The sequence below is a fragment of the Trinickia sp. EG282A genome, assembly GCF_040965455.1.
GTDB lineage: Bacteria > Pseudomonadota > Gammaproteobacteria > Burkholderiales > Burkholderiaceae > Trinickia > Trinickia symbiotica.
The window spans coordinates 189,742-209,813 of record NZ_JBFRCC010000005.1 but is presented as its reverse complement, the minus strand read 5'-3'; the positions used below and the strand labels follow the sequence as shown (position 1 = coordinate 209,813).

The following is a 20,072-nucleotide window of genomic DNA, read 5'->3' as shown; positions in this document are numbered from 1 at the left end:
TCAGCTCTCCTTGCTGCAGTCGCGCGGCGTAATGCCTTTTTCCTTCGCGTAGCCGATTGCCGACTTCTCGATGATCGGCCGCAGCAGCGCACGGTCGGCCTGCACCCAGCCACTGATGACCTTCCAGTGCGCACCGTCCCACTGCTGGAACCGCACGGCACCACCGCCCTCATGATCCGCGCACGACAGCTTCAGTTGCTGCACCAGCCCATATGCGCCGAGCTGCTTCAGCCGCGCATCGTCGAGGTTCAGATGCTCGAAGCCCCATCGCACCTGCTCGCCCGTGAGCGGCTTGTCGCCAAAGTGCGCCTGGGCGACGCGCAGCGCCTCCACGTTCAGAATGCCGTTGACGACGCCGAGGTTGTAGTAGACCGTGCCGAAACGCGCGGGATCTTTCAGGTTGCCGTTACCGGGCTTGATCACATATTGATCGATCGACTGCAGCACGGGAAAGTCGGTACCGGACGGATGCGTCGTGATCGAAATGAAGCCTTTTGCCGCGTCGCCTGCCGGTCGCACGTCCTCCTCGGAATTGCTCCAGATGTTGCCGATGATGTGATCGGCGGGGTAGCCCACTTTCTGCGCCGACTTCAGTGCGACCGGGTTCATCACGCCCCAGCCGCGCAGGATGACCCAGTCAGGATGGATTCTGCGGATCGTCAGCCACTGCGAGCCCTGCTCGTTGCCCGGGTGCGGGACCTCGAGCTGCGTGAGCTCGAAACCGTACTTCTTCGCGAGGATGTCGAGCACTGGAATCGTCTCGCGTCCATAGGGCGAGCCGTGGTACAGCACGACGATCTTCTTGCCTTTGAGCGCCGCAGGGCCACCGGACTGTTGCGCGATATAGTTGACGATCGCGGATACCTCGCTGTAGGGATTCAGCTGCAGCGGGAACACGTATGGGAACACGGCGCCGTCCGTCGAATCCGTCCGCCCGTGGTTGATCGTGATGAGCGGAATCCTGTCGGCAGTCGAGCGGTCGATCGTCGCGTACGCGATGCCGACGGACAGCGGATTCGTCGCCGCGGCCGGCGCGCCGTTCAATCCATGCTTGAGCCGCTCGTAGCACTCGACTCCCTTTTCCACGACATACTCTGTTTCGCATTCGCTCCACGTGAGCTTGACGCCATTCACGCCGCCGTCTCGCGAATTGACCAGTTGCAGGTAGTCGATGAAGCCCCCGAAAAAGCCGCTTCCGCCCGCAGCGTACGGGCCGACCCGATAGCTCTGCAGCGGGAAATACTGCTCGCCTGCCGCCTGCGCGGCGCCCACGCCACCCGCAATCAGCGAGACGGCCGCACCACCTACTGCAATCAGCCGCGCGATAGCTTGCAACCAGCGGCGATACTGTGCTGTCGATTTCATGTATCTAGAACTCCTAATTGATTGTCTTAGAAAAACTGATGCAGCACGTTGGGGAGATCAGGCATCTGCTTGCCGGCCGCGCAATCGCCGGTGCGCATATCCCGCGAGTCGAGCCAGCCCTTCTGGTTCCCTGATCAGAAATACGATGACGAGTACACCGTAGATGATCTTCTGCAGGTTCTGGAGTTGGCCGGCCTCGATACCGACATGCGCGAACCATCCCGCCGCATTCGACAGCAGGATCGGCAGCAGTACGATGAATGCGGCGCCGAGGAAATTGCCGCCAATGCTGCCCATTCCGCCGATGATCACGATGAACAGCACCTGGAACGACAGGTTCAGGTCGAAGCCGTGGGGCTCGACGGTCCCGAGATAGGCAAACGCCCACAGTGCGCCCGCGATGCCGAGCACGCCCGAACTGAACGCGAACGCGAGCAGCTTGTCCTGGCCGACCCGAAATCCCATCACGCGGGCGGCCGTCTCCATGTCGCGGATCGCCATCCAGCGTCGCCCGAGCTCGCTGCGTACAAGCCGCGCGGCCGCCGCGAACGTTGCGGCCACGACAGCGAGGACCAGCAGATAGCGAGTGCCCGGCGTGTCGATCCGATGGCCCAAGACCGTCACGGCCGGCGCGCTCAGCACGCCCGATGCATCGTCGTTCGAGAACCAGCTCACGCGTGTAAAGAGCCATTCGATAAAAAACTGCGCGGCGAGCGTCGAGACAATCAGGTAAAAGCCCCTGATTCGCAGGCTCGGCAGCCCGAACACCGTTCCTACCGCGGCGGCAGCGAGCGCGCTGAAAGTGAGATCGATCGCGAACGGCAGCGCCGGTACGCGCACCGCGAAGTTGTATGCCGTATACGCGCCCACAGACATGAACGCGGCCGAGCCGAGCGATAGCTGCCCCGCGTAGCCGGTCGCGAGATTGAGCCCCAGCGCGGCGAGCGACAGGATCAGGAACGGCACGAGGATCGCGCTTAGCCAGTAGTCGCTGCCAACGCGAGCAAGCGCAATGAGCACGGCGACCGCCAGGGCCAAAAGCGCGCGGCCCGGCCAGGACCTGCGGGCGAACTCGGGGCGCGTGGATAGTGGTTCAATCTGAATCGACGACATCGGCTCCTCACACACGTTCGACCGGGGTTTCGCCGAACAGGCCCGCCGGCCGGATCAGCAGGAAAAGCATCGCGAGCACGTACGGAAACCAGTTCTCGATTCCCCCACCGATCGCCGTGCCGACGTAAACTTCGGCGAGTTTTTCGGCCGGCCCGACCAGCAGGCCAGCCACGATGGCACCGCCGATCGACGAGAAGCCGCCGATGATGAGCACCGGCAGCGCCTTCAATACGACGAGGGACAGCGAGAATTGGACGCCGAGCCGCGCGCCCCACAGCAGTCCGGCAACGAGGCTCGTGAAGCCGGCGAGCGCCCACACCGCTGCCCAAATGCGCGGAAGCCGGATACCGACAGCGAGCGCTGCTACGGGATCATCAGCGACCGCCCGCAGCGACAGCCCAAAGCGCGTAAAACGCGTCAGCAGCGAGAGTCCGGCCACGAGCACCGCCGCGGAGCCGGCGGCAAAAAGGTCGAACTGGCTGACCATCACGCCGCCGATGGCGAGCGGCCGGTCATCGATACCGAGATCGAGACCATGAACCTGCGCGCCCCACAGCAGTTGGGCCGCGCCTTCGAGAATCAGGCTCAGCCCGAGTGTCGCCATGAACAGCACGATGGGTGGCCGATTGACGAGCGGCTTCAGCACCCATTGGCCGATCGCCAGCGCGATCGATGACAATGCAATGAGCGTGAGAGCGAATGCAAGCCATGGTGCGACGTGCCGCTCGATCAGGCTCACGAACGTGAGCGCGCCGAACAGCACGAGCGCGCCCTGAGAAAAATTGAACACGCCCGACGCCTTGTAGATCAGCACGAAGCCGATCGCGACAAGCGAATACATGACGCCGGCAAGCAGTCCGCCCACGAGCACTTCGGTGAAGAACGTCATGACGCGGTCCCTCAATGTTGCGTGCCGAGGTAAGCGGCCAGCACGTCAGGGTTCGCGCGCACTTGTGCCGGCGCGCCATCGGCGATCTTGCGTCCGTAGTCGAGCACGATGACGTGGTCGGACAAGCTCATCACGACGCCGATGTCATGCTCGATCAGCACCACGGTCACGCCGAAACGCGCATTGGCGTCGCGGATGTAACCAGCCATTGCGCGCTTTTCTTCCGCGTTCATGCCGGCCATTGGCTCGTCGAGCAGCAGCAGCCGGGGTGCGCCGGCCAGCGCGCGTGCGAGCTCGACGCGCTTGCGGATGCCGTACGGCAGCGTGCCAACCTCGGTCTCGCGATAGCGCTGCAGATCGAGCGCATCGAGCACCGCTTCCGCGTATCCGCGTTGCTCGGCATCATCGCGGCGGGCGGCGGGCATGCCGAGCGTCTGTGCAAGCCATCCGCCCCGCCGGTGAAGGCTGCGCCCGGTCAACACGTTGTCGAAGACACTCATCCGCGCAAACAGCGCGATATTCTGGAACGTGCGGCCGATTCCCGCGCGCGCCGCGGCGTACGGGGTGATACGCCGGTATTCGCGGCCGTCGAAACGCAGCGTCCCGTGTTGCGGCCGATAGATGCCGCTGATCACATTCAGCAGCGAGCTCTTGCCCGCGCCGTTCGGACCGATCAGCGCGCTGATGCGACCGGCGACGACGTCAAAGCTGATGTCGGTCACGGCCGGCACGCCGTTGAACGACAGCGAGATACGATCGAGCGACAGCAACGGCCGCGCGTTCGTCGGGGTTGAGAGCTTCATCGGAGATCCGTTAGGTGAAGGAATGGCTGGAATGGCGAAACGCGTCGCGGCAGCGTGATGCCGCCGACGGGCGAGCGGCGGTCCGCCTCAAGCCGCGGCCTTCTCGCGCTGACGTCCTTCCAGCTCGCGCACGAGCGGCAGCACCTTGTTGCCGAAATACTCGACTTCCTCGACGAAGTGCAGGAAGCCCGCGAGGACGAGATCTACGCCGATGGACTTCAACTCGACGATCCGTTCCGCGATCTGCTCGGGCGTGCCGATAAGATTCGTGCGGAAGCCGTCGTTGTACTGGACCAAGTCCTCGAACGTCGATTTCGCCCAGTTGCCTTCCCCTTCCGGCGATGCTTTGCCCGCCTGCTTTACCGCGTCGCCGAATGCGTTGACCGCTTCGATGTGTGCGTTTTCGATGATGTCATCGAGCACGGCCTTCGCTTCCACTTCGGTATCGCGCGCGATGATGAACGCGTTCACGCCGATACGCACCTGGTGATTGTTTTTAGCCGCCTTGGCCTTGATGTCGTCGATTTGCGCCTTCAGGTTCTCCGGCGTATTGCCGTTCGTGAAGTACCAGTCCGAGACACTCGCCGCGTTGTCGCGTGCGGCGCGCGAGCTTCCCCCTTGAAAGATTTCGGGATGAGGCTTCTGCACGGGCTTCGGACTCAGCGTGTAGTTCGTGAACCGATAGAAGTCGCCCCTAAAAGTGAAGTTGTCCTGCGTCCAGATGCCCTTGAGCGCCTGGATGAACTCCTTCGAGCGGCGATAGCGCTCGTCATGCTCGAGCCAAGGCTCCCCGATCGCGGTGAATTCGTCCTTGAACCAGCCGCTGACGACATTGATCGCGATGCGCCCGTCAGAAATATGGTCGATCGTGGCGAGCTGCTTCGCCACGACGGCCGGGTTCCACGGGCCTGGAAGAATGGCCGCGAGCACCTTCAATTTCGTCGTGGCATGCAACAGCGCCTGGCTGAAAGAAACCGACTCGTGCTGGTATTCAGCGCCGTAGCCCGCCGTGAAACGGATCTGGCTCAATGCATACTCGAATCCCGCACGCTCCGCCGTTTGCGCGAGCTTCTGGTTGTATTCGAGGCTCCAATCCGTGCGCTGCTCGATCGTGCTGACGACGAGGCCGCCACTCACGTTCGGCACCCAGTAGGCGAATTTGACGGCATCGCCAGAAGATGTGTTGTTGCTCATGAAAATGTCCCGCTGATCTAGAGTCAAGAGAAAGGCACTTACGCGGCGAGTGACGTCGCCTCGCGCGACGTATCCGCGGAACGAGCCGCGAGCGCGATCGGCAATGCTCGCGTCACCGCGAGGTCGATGCGTTCGAGCAATGCATCGCTGCCGATGTCGTAGCCGCTGAAGTCCTGCTCGGATGCATAGACGCCGATGGGCAGGGTGCGCGCCTGGAAGAAGCTGAAAAGCGGACGCAGTTGATGATCGATGACGAGCGCATGCCGGTCGCTGCCGCCCGTCGCTGCCAGCAGGACGGGCACGTCGATCAGCGCTTCATGATGGACGAAATCGAAGAGATGCTTGAAAAGACCCGTGTACGAGGCGCGGAAAACAGGACTCGCCACGACGAGCAGATCCGCGGATTCAATCAGGCGTATTTTCGCTTCGATGTCCGCCGGGAGCTGTGTCCGGTACACCGCCCCTGCAAGCTGAGGAGCAATCTCGCCAAGCTCGATCAGATGAGTCTCGATCGGTAGCGCCTTGCCGAGTGTACGCAACAGTGCCTTCGTCAGCACCAAGGTGCGCGAGGGGCGTTGCAGCCCGCCCGAGACGGCAACGACGTTCAACTTACTGCTCATAATTGGGACTCCTAAAATTGTGAAATACGTTGATTTCGAGTGAAACGAGCGATGTCAGGAATAGAAGGACGGCGTGGGGAACCGCTCGTTGAGCGCCCAGTCGCCGAGCTCGCGCACCTTGTAGTCGAGCGGGTCATGAAGCGTATGGACACGCACGTTGCGCCAGTACCGATCGAACCTCAGCCGGGCTGTGGTCGCACGCGGGCCCGTGACTTCGAACATTCGATTCGCAACGTCGAGCCCCGCCCGCGCCGCCGACACCTTCGCGGCCGCCACGGCGATAGCAACCTTGCCGCGTTCGCTTCCCGTCAGCGCGGTGCCGCGTTGCCATGCTTCGTCAAAGAGATCGGCAGCCCGATCGGCCAGTAGCCGGGCACCTTCGAGGGCGAGCCAGAGATCGCCGTAATGCGCAAGCACATATTGATCCTCGCGAACACTGGGGGCCGGCGATGCGACCCAGGCTCGCCCGTTCTTCAGCGTGAATTCGCGAGCCTCATGCAAGGCACCCACGCCCAGCCCCAGATAGATATTCGCGAGAATCAGTTGGGCGAGCAGCGGCCGCAGGCAGGCAAACGGTGTCGATAACGGCCCCGGGTCGAGCAGCAGTTCGCCTCGCTCGATTTCGACATTCTCAAAAACGACCGTTCCGCTGTCTGTTTGACGCTGGCCCATGTTGTCCCAGTCGTCGATGACCGAGATGCCTTTTCTCGCAGTCGGCACGACGGCAATCAGCAGGCGTCCGTTCGAATCGAATGCCGACGCGAGCAATCTGTCCGAATCGGCCGCCCCCGAGCAAAACGTCTTACGTCCTGTAAAGACATAGCCGCCGCCCGAGGCCGGCTCGCCGGTGGTTGCCGTCGTGCCCCTGTCGAGTGGATTGAGCGCATTACCCCAGAACCAGCGGTGCTCGACGGTTTGCTCGAGCCACGGGCGCCACTGCGCAGGTTGTCCGAACAGGCGCGCGGTGGCGAGCAACAGGTGATGAAAGGCGAACAGATGTGCGATCGAGCTGTCGACGCGCGCGAAGCGGCGAACGACGTCGAGCGTCGAGCGCCAGTCGGCGTTCAACCCGCCGAGGTCGGCCGGAACCGTGAGGCTCAGGAGCCCGCTGCTGCGTAGAAGATTTCGCTCATTGAGAGCCGTCCCCCCGGCCTCGTCACGAGCCGCCGCAGTTTCAGTGAGCGAGTTCGAAACGGCCTCCACGACATCGCTCCATGGTGGTGTCGTTGTATTCGTGCAATCCATAGAAAGAAGTGTCATGAACGCAGGCAGAAAAAAATTGATGGGCTGCTCCCGGCGGTACCTACTTCGACCTGCCGTTGCCGATCTGCCAGACGTATGGCGGCTCCGTGCGATTGATTTCCCACGCGCCGACGATGCGCTCCTTGTAGATGATCGGATTGTGCGATGCCACTGTGCGGGCGTTGCGCCAATGCCGATCGAGCAGCCTGGACTCGCTTGTCCCGGAGGCGCCGAGCGCATTGAACAGATCGGTTGTCGCTTGAAGGACGAGTGACGCTACGGCAATCTGACCTCTTGCGGAATCGAGCTCCGCGGCGATATTCGCGTCGCGCTCCTCGCGCTCGTCGCCACCGAAACGCGCTTCGTAGGCCCGCTGTGAGGCCTGCGCCGCGCTGACTGACGTTGCTTCAGCGGCAAACACCCGCGCCGCGACCTGGCCGACCACCTGTTGAACCTGCACGTCCTGGCTGACCGACGACGCGTTTCCGTGACTGAAGACGCGTCGGCGCTCGCGCACTTCGCGCGAGATGTCGCGCAACGCTGCGCGCCCCGCTCCAGCGGTAGTCGCAAGCAGGACCAGTTGATAGAACGCCGTCTGATATTTGAAGCGCGTCGAAAAGTCGATGATGTTCTCTTCGTCGACGTGCGCGGCTTCAAATACCGTCGTTCCACTCCCTGTCGTACGTTGCCCGAATCCGTCCCAGTCGTCGGTCGTCCTCACGCCCGGCTGATGCGTGCTCACCGCCGCGATCACATCCGTCCCATCCGGGTCGCGGCGCGCATAGACGTCGATCCAGTCCGCGAAGATGCTGCCCGTCGTGTAATACTTCGTTCCATTGACGACCCAGCCGTTTCCGTTGCGCGAAACACGGGTGATGACGTCGCCGATCGCCACATCTCCAACCTCCGTCCACGCGTTGCCGAAGATTTCACCGTTAACGAAGCGCCGGAACCATGTGTCGCGGTTCGCGCTTGCCGGCGCATTGAGACGATCCTCGACGAAAGCGAAATGACCGCGCAGTGCCTGCGGCAATGCCGTGTCCGCTTCGCCGAGCTCGATGAGCAATTGCACGAGTTGCGGCAGCGACAAACCGGCACCACCGTACTCGGCCGGGACTCGTACCGCGCCGAAGCCAGCCTGCTTGAGCCAGGCGATTTGCTCATGGGGAAGCGTGCGTTCGCGTTCGCGCTCTATTGCGCCTTCGGCAATACGATCGAAGATCGGCCGAAAACGCGAAGCGACCTGCTCGTAATCGGCACCTCGCGAGAGAATGGGCGCGTCGTTGAAGTGGGAAAATGTCATGGAATGCGTGAGCGTGAGTTGAAAGTGAGCCCATCAGACCGACTCTATGCATAAACTATCAGCGACCCGCGGCGCGACCAAACGAGGTTTTGGCACATCGTTATTCCTTCGGACAACGAATAGATTTCAGTGTGGTTCATTCAAACCCGCCCTCCGATATCACATGTTCGGGTGCGAAGCGCGAATAGGCATCAACGCGCGAGAACCGCCTTCGCTGCGGCGGCTCTTGCCTCGCGATGGCAAGGTTCGCTTCTGCTAAGCATCGATTCCGCTTATATTCTCGTGCCCCGGATTTCCTCGCCTCACACTTCGTCCATGCCTTGCTCGAAAAGGGAACGGACCGTGAACACTTATGACGTTGTTGTGATTGGCGCCGGTGTCATTGGCAGCTCGGTGGCTTTCCAACTGTCCAAATTGGGCGCGAAGAACGTCCTGGTCGTCGACCGGGGAACCATCGGTGCCGGAACGACCTCGCAATCCTCGGGCATTCTGCGGACCCACTACTCGGTCAAGGAGAACGTCGAGCTCGCCCGCAAATCGTGGGAGGTGTTCAACGATTTCGCGACGTACCTCGGCGACGACGAAGCCTCATGCGGCCTCGTGAAGTGCGGCTATATGATCGTGGCTAGCGAGGGGGACAAGCTCGAACCGCTGCGCGCGTCGCTCGCCCAGCAAAAGGATCAAGGCATCCCGCTCGAGTTGCTCGATGCCAAGCAGGCGAAGGAACTGCTGCCGATCGCACGGTTCGACGATGCGGCGCTCATCGGCTATGAACCGGAAGCCGGCTTCGCCGATGCCTATCTCGTGGCCACGAGCTTCGCGCGTGCCGCGCGGCGCGGCGGCGTGACAGTCCGGGAAAACGTCACGGTGAACAAGATCCTGTTCGATAACGACAAGGTTGTCGGGGTATCGACCAACATCGGCGATTTCACAACTTCGACGGTCATCAGCACGCAGAACATTTGGACGCCCGAGCTGGCAGGCTGGACGGGGCGCGATCTTCCGCTCATGCCCGAGCGCCACGCCGTGCTCGCGCTCGAATGTGAAGCCGCCAAGTACACCTATTCGATGCCCGTCTTCAAGGACCTGGCATCGACCGGCATGCTCTATTACCGCAGTTATGGCGGCAATCAGATGCTCGTCAGCGAAGGCGTCGTCGGTGAGAAGCTCAACATGGCCGAAACTGAGCAAGGCGATATTCCGATGGATTACGTAATCGAGGTAGGCGCGCAAGTGGCGGAACGCTTCCCCGAATACGAGACGGCCGGGATCGCGTCGTCCTGGACAGGCGTGTATGACGTCACGCCCGACTGGAACCCCGTGCTCGGCAAGCTTCCCGGCATCGAAGGCCTCGTCCTGGGCTATGGGTTCTCCGGCCACGGTTTCAAGCTCTCGCCAACGGTTGGCCGTGTTCTCGCGCAAGAAGCACTCGGCCTGCCGACTGACGTTTCGCTGAAGCCGTACTCGATCGAACGGTTCGCGACGGGCGAATTGTTGACGGGCAAGTACGGCCTGGGCGCTGTGTCCTGAGACGCCAACGATGTCTGCCATCGAGATCCGTTCGCTCTCCGCGGTGCCCGCGGAGCCATGGCGAAACGGCGGCGGAATCACGAGAACTCTCGCGGTAAAGGATGGCGCGTGGCGAATCAGTCTCGCCGAGGTCGAGCGCGATGGTCCTTACTCCCGCTTCGACGGCATCACGCGCGTTTCTTTCGTCGTGCGCGGCAGCGGCGTGACGCTGCGTCACGAAGCGTCGGCCGTCGTACTGAAGCCGTTCGAGGCCGCCGAGTATGACGGCGGAACGGCGTGGAATGCCGGGCTCATGAATGGGCCGGTCACGGTATTGAACGTGATGAGCTCGTCTGGCCGGTATCGAGCGAAAGTTCTTGCGATCCGGGAGGCGACGATCGTTCCGCCCGGTTGTGCGGCCGTCGTTGTTGCGCTCGACAGCGCGTGCAGCTATAGCGAGCAGCCGACCTCGACGGCCGGCACCGCCGAACCGGGGCAGGCGATGATCGTATATCTGGTCGATCGGCCTCTGTGGCTCACGCCTGCCGTGTGCGCGTCAGCGCCAGCCCATGAGATCAGGCCGCCTGTGCTCGTCGTCATCGAGCCTGCCGCCATTCGCATGAACAATTGAAATAGTGGGGATTGCAACAATGAAGGTGATTACGGCAGTCAAGCGCGTTGTCGATTACAACGTCAAGGTTCGCGTCAAATCCGATCAAAGCGGCGTCGATATCGGCAACGTAAAAATGTCGATGAACCCGTTCGATGAGATAGCCACGGAAGCGGCGACCCGCCTCAAAGAAGCGGGGAAGGCGACGGAGGTCGTTGCCGTCTCGTGCGGCGTCGCGCAAAGCCAGGAAACGCTGCGCACGGCGCTGGCGATCGGCGCCGACCGGGGCATCCTGGTCGAGACCGATGTCGAGCTGCAGCCGCTCTCCGTGGCGAAACTGCTCAAGGCGGTCATCGATCGCGAGCGCCCTGAGCTCGTGATTCTCGGCAAACAGGCAATCGATGACGATGCGGGACAAACGGGCCAACTGCTCGCCGCCCTGCTCGACTGGCCGCAAGCCACGTTCGCCAGCAACATCGAGATCGGCGACGGCACGGCAACGGTCACGCGCGAAGTGGACGGCGGACTCGAGGTCGTCTCTCTGCGTCTTCCGGCCATCATCACGACCGATCTTCGCTTGAACGAGCCGCGCTACGTCACGCTGCCGAACATCATGAAGGCGAAGAAGAAGCCGATCGAAACGATCAAGCCCGCGGACCTCGGCGTCGACCCGGTACCACGCCTGAAGACGCTCAAAGTCGTCGAGCCGCCGGTTCGCAAGGCGGGTGCCCTCGTTGCGAACGTAGCCGCGCTCGTAGAGAAATTGAAAACCGAAGCAAAGGTGATCTGAATGCCTACCCTCGTCATTGCCGAACACGACAACGTCCAACTGAAGAGCTCGACGCTCAATGCAATTTCGGCCGCAGGTGCGCTGGCGAACGGCATTCACGTGCTGGTCGCGGGCAGCGGCGCGCGCACCGTAGCCGAGGCGGCGACAAAGATCGAGGGCGTGGACAAGGTCGTCCTCGTCGATGCTCCGCATCTCGCCGACGGCCTCGCGGAAAACCTCGCTGCACAGGTGATCGCCCTTGCGAAGGACTACTCGCATATCTTCTTTCCCGCCACGGCCGCGGGCAAGAACACGGCACCGCGTGTTGCGGCCAAGCTCGACGCATCGCAGATTTCGGACGTCATCGCGATCGACTCGGCCGATACGTTCCAGCGCCCGATCTACGCCGGCAACGTCATTGCGACCGTGCAGTCGCCGGACCCCATCAAGGTCGCGACGATTCGCACCACCGCTTTTGAAGCAGCGGCCAAGGAAGGCGGCAACGCTGAACTCGAGGAAGTCGCCGCCGTGGCCGACACGGGCTTGTCGACGTTCGTGCGCCGCGAGATTGCCGCGAACGAACGCCCGGATTTGACGGCGGCGCCCGTCGTCGTTTCGGGTGGCCGTGGCCTTGGCAGTGCGGAGAGCTTCGCGCTACTCGATCCGCTCGCCGAGAAGCTCGGCGCGGCGATCGGGGCCTCGCGCGCCGCCGTGGATTCGGGCTATGCGCCCAACGATCTGCAGGTCGGCCAAACCGGCAAGATCGTGGCGCCCGAACTCTATGTGGCGGTGGGCATCTCAGGCGCCATCCAGCATCTGGCGGGCATGAAGGACTCGAAGGTCATCGTCGCGATCAACAAGGATGCGGAAGCGCCCATCTTCGGCGTCGCCGATTATGGTCTCGTGGCCGACCTCTTCGAAGTCGTGCCCGAACTGACGAAATCGCTCTGATCGGTCAGGCAGGAGCAATCCCTCGCCGCGGCAATGCACGGACTGCCTGCAACGCCGCGGATACCATACGTTCCACCACCGGCTGCGCACGCTCAGCAACGTCCGGCCGTCAATCGAACGGCGCGTTTCGCCCATCAAGGTCGAGTGATACATCTCGAGCTGCCTCGAGCTGCACCGCGTTCACACCTCGGTCGGGCTACCCTCCCCCGTTCGTCTCACGAATTCGTACCCCATTTTCCGCGACGATAGAGAGCCGCCCCATACGCGGCCGAACGCTCACTGTCTCTTACCATCTCGATAAGAGCCCGTTATCCTGATGACTTTGCGCCCGCTCCGGGGAGATGCTGTCTCCTCGCGCTGTGCGGATCGAACGCCCCTTGAACAGAGCAAGCCCGGTGTCGCAAAGACGGCGGTGACCAAGAAGGTGTCATGTCAGAGTTTCGCGAGGAATCACTTTCAGAGCCCGGCACCAGCCGGGAAAAAACGGACCTGCCCCCCCAGGAGCCCGTGCGAACCGGGCCACTCTCCGAGGCCAAGCTTCTCGGGCGGCGAACGCCACCCGCCGCCGCGACGACACACCGGCCCGGCGCCCAAGCGCTCGGCGGCTATCAATCGCTCGCCGGACTGCTAAGCGGTTATGCGTTGCTCATTGTCGGCAACGGGCTTTTCCAGACGCTCATTCCCTTGCGGATGCTGCATGCCGACGTATCGACGTTCGTCGTCGGGCTGGTGCAATCGTGCTACTACGGCGGATTCGTGGTCGGTGCGGTATGCAACCGCCGGCTCATCGACAGGATCGGCCAGCACCGGACGTTCGTTGCTTTCTCAGCGGCCGTGGCCATCCTTGCACTGGCGTTCAACGTCTTCGAGTCGCCCTTGGCATGGGCGCTCATCCGGTCGCTGACCGGTTTTGCGTTCATGGGACTGTATACGTCGATCGAGAGTTGGCTCAGCGGAACATCCCGCAACGAGAACCGGGGACAAATCTTTGGCTTATACGCGGGCCTCAACTATCTGGCGGTCGGGACAGGGCAGTTCCTGCTGCACCTGGGCGACGGTCCCGACGGCCGCCTGTTCTCGCTCGTTGCCGCGCTGTTCGCCGCCGCGGTCATGCCCGTTTCGCTGTTCGAAGGGTGGCCCGTCCGCGTGGCCGACGAAAGCCTCGATCGCTTGCCCGCCCATAGCTGGCGCAACAGTCTTCGCTCGATGGCGCACGCGACGCCGCTTGCGATACCGGGCTGCATACTGGCCGGCTTTCTTTACAGCACGTTCTATTCGATGACGCCCGTGTTCCTCGCGCGCACGGGTTTCTCGACTTCCGAGCTATCGACGTTCATGGGCGTGGCGCTGATCGGTGCGCTCATTCCGCAGTGGCCGATGGGACGGCTGTCCGACCGCATCGACAGGCGGCGGCTCGTCTATACGACGGCGCAGATATCCGCGGGTCTTAGCCTCGTGCTCGTTGTTTTTCATGTGCCCGCGGTCGTTTGGGTTGGCATGCTCGCGTTTGTCGCGGTGACGTTCACGCAATATGGATTGATCGTCTCGCACGTCAACGACCGCACCGAACCCCACCTGCGCGTGGCAGTCTCCGCCACACTTTTACTGCTGTTTTCGATCGGCGGTCTGATCGGCCCCGCTATCGCCTCCCTGCTGATGACCGTCATCGGCCCGAGCGGGCTCTTTGTCTTTAACGCCCTGTCGAGCCTGTTGATGATGCTGAGCGCGAAGCGGGCCCTGCGGGCGATTCGCTAGGTGAGCTGCTCGCTCAGGTAGCGTGTGCCGATGGGAGCTCTGCTCGACCTGCACATCGGTACGGCGGGGGTGGGCTAGGCGCGCTTGCGCCATGACTGCGAATGGTCGGGACGCGTCAGCCCAAGGTGTTCGCGCAGCGTTGTACCTTCGTATTCGCTGCGGAAAATGCCGCGTTTCCGAAGGATCGGCACGACGCCGTCCACGAAGTCGCGCAGGCCGCTCGGCAGAGCATCCGGCATCAGATTGAAGCCGTCGGCCGCGCCGCCATTGAACCATCGCTCGATGTCGTCCGCGATCTGCTCGGGCGTACCGACTATCACACGATGGCCGGTTCCGCCCGCGAGCGAGCGGATCAATTCGCGCACGGTGTAGCCATGCCGGCGAGCCTGAGCGATGGTCGCGTGAAAAAAAGTATGGTTCCCATTTCCGCCCGCGGGCAGAGTGAGATCGTCGGGCAACGGCTCGTCGAGCTCCAGCCGCTCCACGTCGATACCGAGCGTGCCGGCCAGGCGGTTGAGGCTGTAGCGCCATGGAATCTGGTCGATCAATTCGTCTCGGCGGCGCACAGCTTCGGCTTCAGTCGAGCCAATGATCGTCGTGAGACCGGCCAGCACTTTCACGCCTTGCCGACCGTATGCAGCAGCGCGTGCATTGAGGTGTCGCCGGTACGCCGCTGATTCATCGAAGGACTGCGAAGCCGAAAACACGGCTTCCGCATGCCGTGCGGCCAGATCGCGTCCATCCGGCGAGCCGCCCGCCTGCACCACGACGGGATGCCCTTGCGGCGATCGCGGCAAATTGAGCGGCCCTTGCACATCGAAGTACCGGCCCCGATACCCAACGGCATGCACTTTCGACACGTCGACGAAACGGCCACCCGCCTTGTCGCCCACGAACGCATCGTCCTCCCAGCTGTCCCAAAGCGCCTTCACGAGCTCGGTGAATTCGGCGGCACGCTGATAGCGCTCCGCGTGACCGGGTACGGCATCGCGGCCGAAGTTGCGCGCGGACGCCAAGTCCGCCGTCGTTACGACGTTCCATCCCGCACGCCCATTGCTCACGTGATCGAGCGTCGCGAATCGCCGCGCGATGTTGTACGGCTCGTTGTAGCTGGTCGACGCTGTCCCGATCACGCCAATGCGCGTTGTCGCGGCGGCAATGCTGGCGAGCAGCACCGTCGGCTCGAGCGCAGTGATCGGGCGGAAATCGATCTGGTCGACAATCGCCGCGTTGTCCGCAAGAAAGACCGCATCGAATTTGCCCTCCTCGGCGATTTGCGCGACGCGCATGTAATGATTCACGTCGACGAATGCGCGCGGGTCCGCATCGTCGAGCCGCCACGCCGAGGGGACAAAGCCTGAGTGAAGGATGTTGATGTTTAGATGCAGGCGACGCGGCACTGCCTCTGTCGTGACACGGCTCATCGTCTAGCAAACCCCGGTTGAACGTAACGCGGATATTGTCGAATGCCGGCCCACCCGCCGCCACGAAGAAATCGGCACATCGATATGCGGTTGCGCGCTATGCATCTGCGATGCCTCGCCGCGCGTACCGTTCTTCTTCAAAAAACCCGGCCTTCCGTCAAATGCGTCGTCACGCCGTTCAGCTCGTACTCGCCAATCACGCGCGCTTTATGCGTCAGCGGATTGTGGCTGAAGATCGTACGCAGGTTGCGCCAGTGACGGTCGAAGTTGTGCGCGCGCGAGGTTGCCGATGCACCGCCTGCTTCGAACATGCGCTCGGCCGCATACAGCGCCAATTTGCTGACGACCAGTTGCGTGCGTGCCGTCGCGAGTGCGCCTTCGAGCACGAGCGCTTCCGCACCGGGATCGCCGTTGCGGATCGCCTGCGAAGAGCGCTCCAGCACGCGGGCGTTGTCGCGCACGAGTGCGTCGACCGTATGGCTGTGAGCTGCCAGCTCGCCGATGACCTGCTGGATGAACGCGTCTTCGCGCGCGGACGGCGCAGGGCTGTGCAGCACAGGGCGGCCATGCCGCAGCACGTAGTTTTTGGCGTCCGCCACCACGTTGCGCACGATCCCCGCGCCCACCGCCACAAGGTGCAACTGTCGCAGCGCGCTGCAGTGGCGGCCAACCAGTGACGCCTGCACGCGAGGCGTCACCTCTTCTTCGCGAACGAGCAGGTTGTCGAATTCCAGGCTGCCGCTTGCCGTCATCCTCTGACCCATTCCGTCCCAGTCGTCGAGCACGCGAAAGCCTTCACGTTTGACGGGGACGATGGCGATCACGGCGTTGCCGTTCTCATCGTGCAGGTTCAGGCGTGCGAAGTCGGAGAACGCCGTGCCCGTTGCATAGTATTTGCGGCCGCTCAGCCGAAAATGTGGGCCGTCGCGACGCAGTTGCGTCGTGATTTCACCAGGACGCGACGTCCCGAGTTCTGTCGATGCGCCGCCGAAAATCGCGCCGTCCGCGATCCTCTTGATCTGCGCCTCGTTGAACGGTGTGCGCGGCGAAAGAAGCAACGTCTCGGTCTGGTCGAAATGAATGCGCAACGCGTGCGCAAGGTTGCTCTCCTGCGCGGCGAGCGTGGCAATCACATGAAACTCGTCTTCGAGAGAGCCGCCGAGGCCTCCCCATTCCATAGGCAGGCGCAAACGCCCGAGGCCCGATTGCCGGAAAAGCGCGAAGGCATCGAACGGCAGTTCGCGCCGTGCCTCGCGCGCCGCGGCGCCTTCGCCGATGGCTTTTGCGAGCGCCGGCAGTCCGGCGAGCGCTGCCTGGAGCGGTGCACGCGCGGCGCAATTCGAGAGGTCTTGAGCGGACATTCGTTGTTCCTCGTTTCGTGACATGCAGGCCGGCACGCGCACCGGACAGCGAAGCTTCGACGGCAGACAAGCGTTCGAGTATAGAGACGCGCCTTCGCTCGAGTAACAACGGATTTGCGCTTACGTTATTCGTGTGGCGGAAATGGCGTGCGCACGTTCGATACGTGCAGCAGGCAGCGACCCCGATAACACTAGGACGGCTATCGATTGATGGATTCGTTCTTTGACCACGGCAACCACGCTTCGCGATAATCGGCATCAAATAAATATGATGAGGAATGTCTTGATGCACAGGCCCACCCTTTTCACGCGCCTCGCCACGATCGCAATCAGTGCGATCCTTTTTTTGTCCTCCAACGCAACACATGCCGCCGACGATACAGCAGCGACAACACTTCAGACGCTGCGTATCGGTTTCGTTCCCGGCCCGTATGCCGACGAGTTTCGTCAGGGTATCGAGCCGCAACTGCTACGCAGGGGCTACAAAGTGCAGTACGTTGAATTCAGCACTGGCCTCGAAGCGAATCACGCCGTCTATAGCGGCGAAATCACCGCTGATGTGATGCAGCACAGCGTGTACCTCAAGTCGTACAACGATCGCAACGGCACCGATCTCGTCCCTGTCGTACAGGTGCCGACGCCGCCGATGGGCCTTTATTCGACGAAGCATCGTTCGCTCGCCGAGGTGAAGCGCGGTGCGACGATCGCCGTGCCGAACGATCCCGTCAACATGGAGCGTGCGCTGAAGATCCTGCAGAACATCGGCTGGATTCGCATCCGACCGAATCCCAATCCTGTCGATGTGACCGAGCACGATGTCATCGCGAATCCGGCCGGCATCCGCATTGTGCCGCTCGAATCCGCCCAGGCGCCGCGCGCGCTCGAGGATGTCGACTATGCGGCGATCCAGGGCAACTTCGCGATTGCGAGCGGTCATCGCCTCGTCGACGCGCTGGCGCTGGAGCAGATGACATCGCCCTATGTGAATCAGGTCGTCGTGAAGGCGACCAACCGCAATTCACGCGCGACGGCCGATATCGTGGCCGCTTACCAGTCGGATGAATTCCGCCATGCGATTCTCGATAATCATGCTTTTGACGGCTTTCGCCTGCCCGACTATTTTCATCGGTAAGCGATTCCGCCGGCACTCGCAACGCGTTGAGCCGATGACGGAGCGCTTTCGTTCGCAAGTAGCAGTGTGCGTCAGTCTCCGTATCTGCGCTCGCGCGTGTCGTCCGCCGCCGGGCCGACAAACCGCTTATAGGCACCGATCCAGTCGCTCGCGATTGCGCTCTGCGCATCGGCCAGCGGCAGGCGACCTTTGCATACCAGACTTTTCAGCTTGTTTTCGAGGCGGTCCTTTGCGTACGAGCCCCATCCTCCGACGACGTGATGCGGTTGGGGCCAAAGGTTGCGCGGGTCCGTCGGCGAGCCGCCGAGTTCCAGGCTCACGAGATGATCTTCCTCGTAGTCACGCAGCCGTCGGTCGCTGTAGCCGTATGCGGCGATCTGCTCTCGCTTGAGGCGCCGCGTGTAACCTTCCTCTGGCCGAATGGTGCGCGTATAGCCCTTCACGCAAATCGTAGAATGTATCGTCGCCTGTGTCACATCGGGATTCAGTGCGCCCGGCGTCAATCGCGGCTTCGGTACCGCCTGCGCCAGCGGGAACAACACGGCGTAAGCCCCCTCGGCGTCATCCACACCGCCGGCGTTACGGGTGGCGTATGCGTTGGCACACATCAAGCTCGCGATTGCGGCAACAGCAATCGAGATCGTCTTCATTTTTTGGTTCATGCGTTTCCTGCTCAGTTACAACGTCCCCAAGAACTCTCACGAGATTCTCGGGTATTCGAACTGGCTGTCGAAGCCCCGTACTGGCACGGTCCGCCAGTCGCAAGGGAAGAGTTTCTACCTGCGCTACAGGACCGGCGCGCAAAGATGCTGCGTGCGCGCCACTGAGGCCGACTTGCCTCAAGCATCTGCGTACGTATAAATGACCGGAAAATGGTCGCTTCGCATGGGCAAACCGGCACAAAACCGCTGCTGGATCACCACACCCGCGACGTTGATCACCGAAATCGAGCCGTGGCAAACCGCGCTCCACTTCGATTTTTCGTCAACAAATGCGTAATCGAGAAAGCGGTTGGTCACGACCACGCTTTCCTTCGGAACAACATTCTCGAATACCGTATACTGTCGGTCGTATTGGCCTTCCGCGACAACGAAGGCCGCATCGATCTCCTTGACATACCGATCCAATTTTTCGAGTCTCGTCGCTTGCCTCTTATCCAAAACGGCACCCGTGGAAAGTAAGTTGATGAATTCCTTTTGCTCCTGCCGATTCCTGGCATAGGTTCGGTTGAAGTGAGCCTTGAGCTTGCTGGAATTGATGACGCTTTCATAGCGCCGCGCCATATCCTCGGCCAGCTTTCTGGTCCTGACGATCTGAAACTTGCTATGCGTGAATCCCGGGCCGTCCGGACCCAGTTTGGTGAGCTTTTCAAGTTGTTCGTTCATCTTGTGGTAATCGTAATTCATGTCGCCCGCGAACAACACCAATTCATCACCCGCGTTCTCGCTTTGCTTTATATATTGAATAGCCTCTCTTATAAATCCAAAAGACGTTCGTTCATTGGCATTCGCGTGATAGAATGAAAAATATTTCCCGCTTTTGTGTTGAATGGTCACCGGCGCCCGTCTTTCCTTGTGATTCAGCACATACGTGAAGTTTGCCATCCAAAAATCGGACTCGACGTCTGAACGGACGTACACGCTGATCCCGAGCGTCGTATTCTTGAACGCTCCGCCCTCCTGCGCCAGATGACCGACAGGAACGTAGGTGGTTTTCGTCTTCAACAGCTCATTTTCCAGCGTCTGATTGACGTTCCCCGTCTTTCCCGTTTCTAGAAAAGCTAGCACGTCGATGTCCTTCTGCATCGCGAGGTATTTGTCGAGAAAGTCGATCTTTTCCTTGAACGCTCCAGAATGTTTCAAAGAAGATTGATTGTCCATATGCTGCGCGTTCCAGACCATGAGTTTGATTGTCATTTTTTCCTCTGGATAAAACCGGACGACGGCGGATCCGCGTTTGTGGGCAATGTTCTCTTTCGTGCAGTCTCTGGTGGCTTGGTTCGAAAGCGCTTTTTTCGATCGAAGTGTAGCGC

18 protein-coding genes are annotated in these 20,072 nt (G+C 61.7%); 6 read left to right on the top strand and 12 right to left on the bottom strand.

The genetic code is table 11. The features are described 5' to 3' along the window. The 8 genes from AB4Y31_RS23830 to AB4Y31_RS23795 form a co-directional block, all read right to left on the bottom strand. Nucleotides 1-1,365 carry an ABC transporter substrate-binding protein gene (locus AB4Y31_RS23830; protein WP_368676125.1) on the bottom strand — a complete coding sequence of 455 codons (1,365 nt, stop codon included), beginning with the start codon at nucleotides 1,363-1,365 and terminating at the stop codon, nucleotides 1-3. Nucleotides 1,366-1,422: 57 nt separating this feature from the next. Beyond that, nucleotides 1,423-2,478, bottom strand: a complete 1,056-nt coding sequence (locus AB4Y31_RS23825) for a branched-chain amino acid ABC transporter permease (RefSeq protein ID WP_368676124.1) — start codon at nucleotides 2,476-2,478, stop codon at nucleotides 1,423-1,425. A 7-nt stretch (nucleotides 2,479-2,485) separates the two neighbouring features. Beyond that, on the bottom strand, nucleotides 2,486-3,367 hold the full coding sequence (locus AB4Y31_RS23820) for a branched-chain amino acid ABC transporter permease (RefSeq protein ID WP_368676123.1): 882 nt from the start codon (nucleotides 3,365-3,367) through the stop codon (nucleotides 2,486-2,488). Nucleotides 3,368-3,378: 11 nt separating this feature from the next. Continuing rightward, entirely contained in the window at nucleotides 3,379-4,170 is a 792-nt protein-coding gene (locus AB4Y31_RS23815; RefSeq protein WP_368676122.1) for an ABC transporter ATP-binding protein, read from the bottom strand. An 87-nt stretch (nucleotides 4,171-4,257) separates the two neighbouring features. Continuing rightward, nucleotides 4,258-5,364: a dimethylsulfone monooxygenase SfnG gene (sfnG, locus tag AB4Y31_RS23810; protein ID WP_368676121.1), complete on the bottom strand. Its 1,107-nt coding sequence runs from the start codon at nucleotides 5,362-5,364 to the stop codon at nucleotides 4,258-4,260. A gap of 38 nt (nucleotides 5,365-5,402) precedes the next feature. Then, complete coding sequence (gene msuE, locus AB4Y31_RS23805; RefSeq protein ID WP_368676120.1) at nucleotides 5,403-5,984, bottom strand: FMN reductase; 582 nt, start codon at nucleotides 5,982-5,984, stop codon at nucleotides 5,403-5,405. A gap of 54 nt (nucleotides 5,985-6,038) precedes the next feature. Next, nucleotides 6,039-7,229: an acyl-CoA dehydrogenase family protein gene (locus AB4Y31_RS23800; RefSeq protein ID WP_368676581.1), complete on the bottom strand. Its 1,191-nt coding sequence runs from the start codon at nucleotides 7,227-7,229 to the stop codon at nucleotides 6,039-6,041. A 58-nt stretch (nucleotides 7,230-7,287) separates the two neighbouring features. After that, on the bottom strand, nucleotides 7,288-8,529 hold the full coding sequence (locus AB4Y31_RS23795; protein WP_368676119.1) for an acyl-CoA dehydrogenase family protein: 1,242 nt from the start codon (nucleotides 8,527-8,529) through the stop codon (nucleotides 7,288-7,290). Nucleotides 8,530-8,871: 342 nt separating this feature from the next. Between AB4Y31_RS23795 and AB4Y31_RS23790 the strand changes: the two genes are divergently transcribed. The 5 genes from AB4Y31_RS23790 (at nucleotide 8,872) to AB4Y31_RS23770 (ending at nucleotide 14,123) form a co-directional block, all read left to right on the top strand. After that, on the top strand, nucleotides 8,872-10,059 hold the full coding sequence (locus AB4Y31_RS23790) for an NAD(P)/FAD-dependent oxidoreductase (protein ID WP_368676118.1): 1,188 nt from the start codon (nucleotides 8,872-8,874) through the stop codon (nucleotides 10,057-10,059). Nucleotides 10,060-10,069: 10 nt separating this feature from the next. After that, nucleotides 10,070-10,669 carry a HutD family protein gene (locus AB4Y31_RS23785; protein ID WP_368676117.1) on the top strand — a complete coding sequence of 200 codons (600 nt, stop codon included), beginning with the start codon at nucleotides 10,070-10,072 and terminating at the stop codon, nucleotides 10,667-10,669. Between the two features lie 19 nt (nucleotides 10,670-10,688). Continuing rightward, complete coding sequence (locus tag AB4Y31_RS23780; RefSeq protein ID WP_368676116.1) at nucleotides 10,689-11,438, top strand: electron transfer flavoprotein subunit beta/FixA family protein; 750 nt, start codon at nucleotides 10,689-10,691, stop codon at nucleotides 11,436-11,438. Then, on the top strand, nucleotides 11,439-12,368 hold the full coding sequence (locus AB4Y31_RS23775) for an electron transfer flavoprotein subunit alpha/FixB family protein (protein WP_368676115.1): 930 nt from the start codon (nucleotides 11,439-11,441) through the stop codon (nucleotides 12,366-12,368). 429 nt (nucleotides 12,369-12,797) lie between these two features. Further along, the gene (locus AB4Y31_RS23770) at nucleotides 12,798-14,123 is read left to right on the top strand and encodes an MFS transporter (protein ID WP_368676114.1); all 1,326 of its coding nucleotides are present in this window, start codon (nucleotides 12,798-12,800) and stop codon (nucleotides 14,121-14,123) included. A 74-nt stretch (nucleotides 14,124-14,197) separates the two neighbouring features. On the opposite strand, the gene AB4Y31_RS23765 is transcribed toward AB4Y31_RS23770, so the two are convergent. Then, the gene (locus AB4Y31_RS23765) at nucleotides 14,198-15,547 is read right to left on the bottom strand and encodes an LLM class flavin-dependent oxidoreductase (RefSeq protein WP_368676113.1); all 1,350 of its coding nucleotides are present in this window, start codon (nucleotides 15,545-15,547) and stop codon (nucleotides 14,198-14,200) included. 137 nt (nucleotides 15,548-15,684) lie between these two features. Next, nucleotides 15,685-16,908, bottom strand: a complete 1,224-nt coding sequence (locus tag AB4Y31_RS23760) for an acyl-CoA dehydrogenase family protein (RefSeq protein ID WP_368676112.1) — start codon at nucleotides 16,906-16,908, stop codon at nucleotides 15,685-15,687. A 286-nt stretch (nucleotides 16,909-17,194) separates the two neighbouring features. Here AB4Y31_RS23760 and AB4Y31_RS23755 point away from each other — a divergent pair, with 286 nt between their 5' ends. After that, a complete protein-coding gene (locus AB4Y31_RS23755) occupies nucleotides 17,195-18,040 on the top strand; it encodes a MetQ/NlpA family ABC transporter substrate-binding protein (protein ID WP_368676111.1) in 846 nt (281 codons plus the stop codon). A gap of 71 nt (nucleotides 18,041-18,111) precedes the next feature. Here the strand turns inward: AB4Y31_RS23755 and AB4Y31_RS23750 are convergent, their stop codons facing one another. Further along, entirely contained in the window at nucleotides 18,112-18,702 is a 591-nt protein-coding gene (locus AB4Y31_RS23750; protein ID WP_368676110.1) for a hypothetical protein, read from the bottom strand. Between the two features lie 177 nt (nucleotides 18,703-18,879). Then, nucleotides 18,880-19,956 carry an endonuclease/exonuclease/phosphatase family protein gene (locus tag AB4Y31_RS23745; protein WP_368676109.1) on the bottom strand — a complete coding sequence of 359 codons (1,077 nt, stop codon included), beginning with the start codon at nucleotides 19,954-19,956 and terminating at the stop codon, nucleotides 18,880-18,882. Between the last annotated feature and the right edge of the window lie 116 nt (nucleotides 19,957-20,072).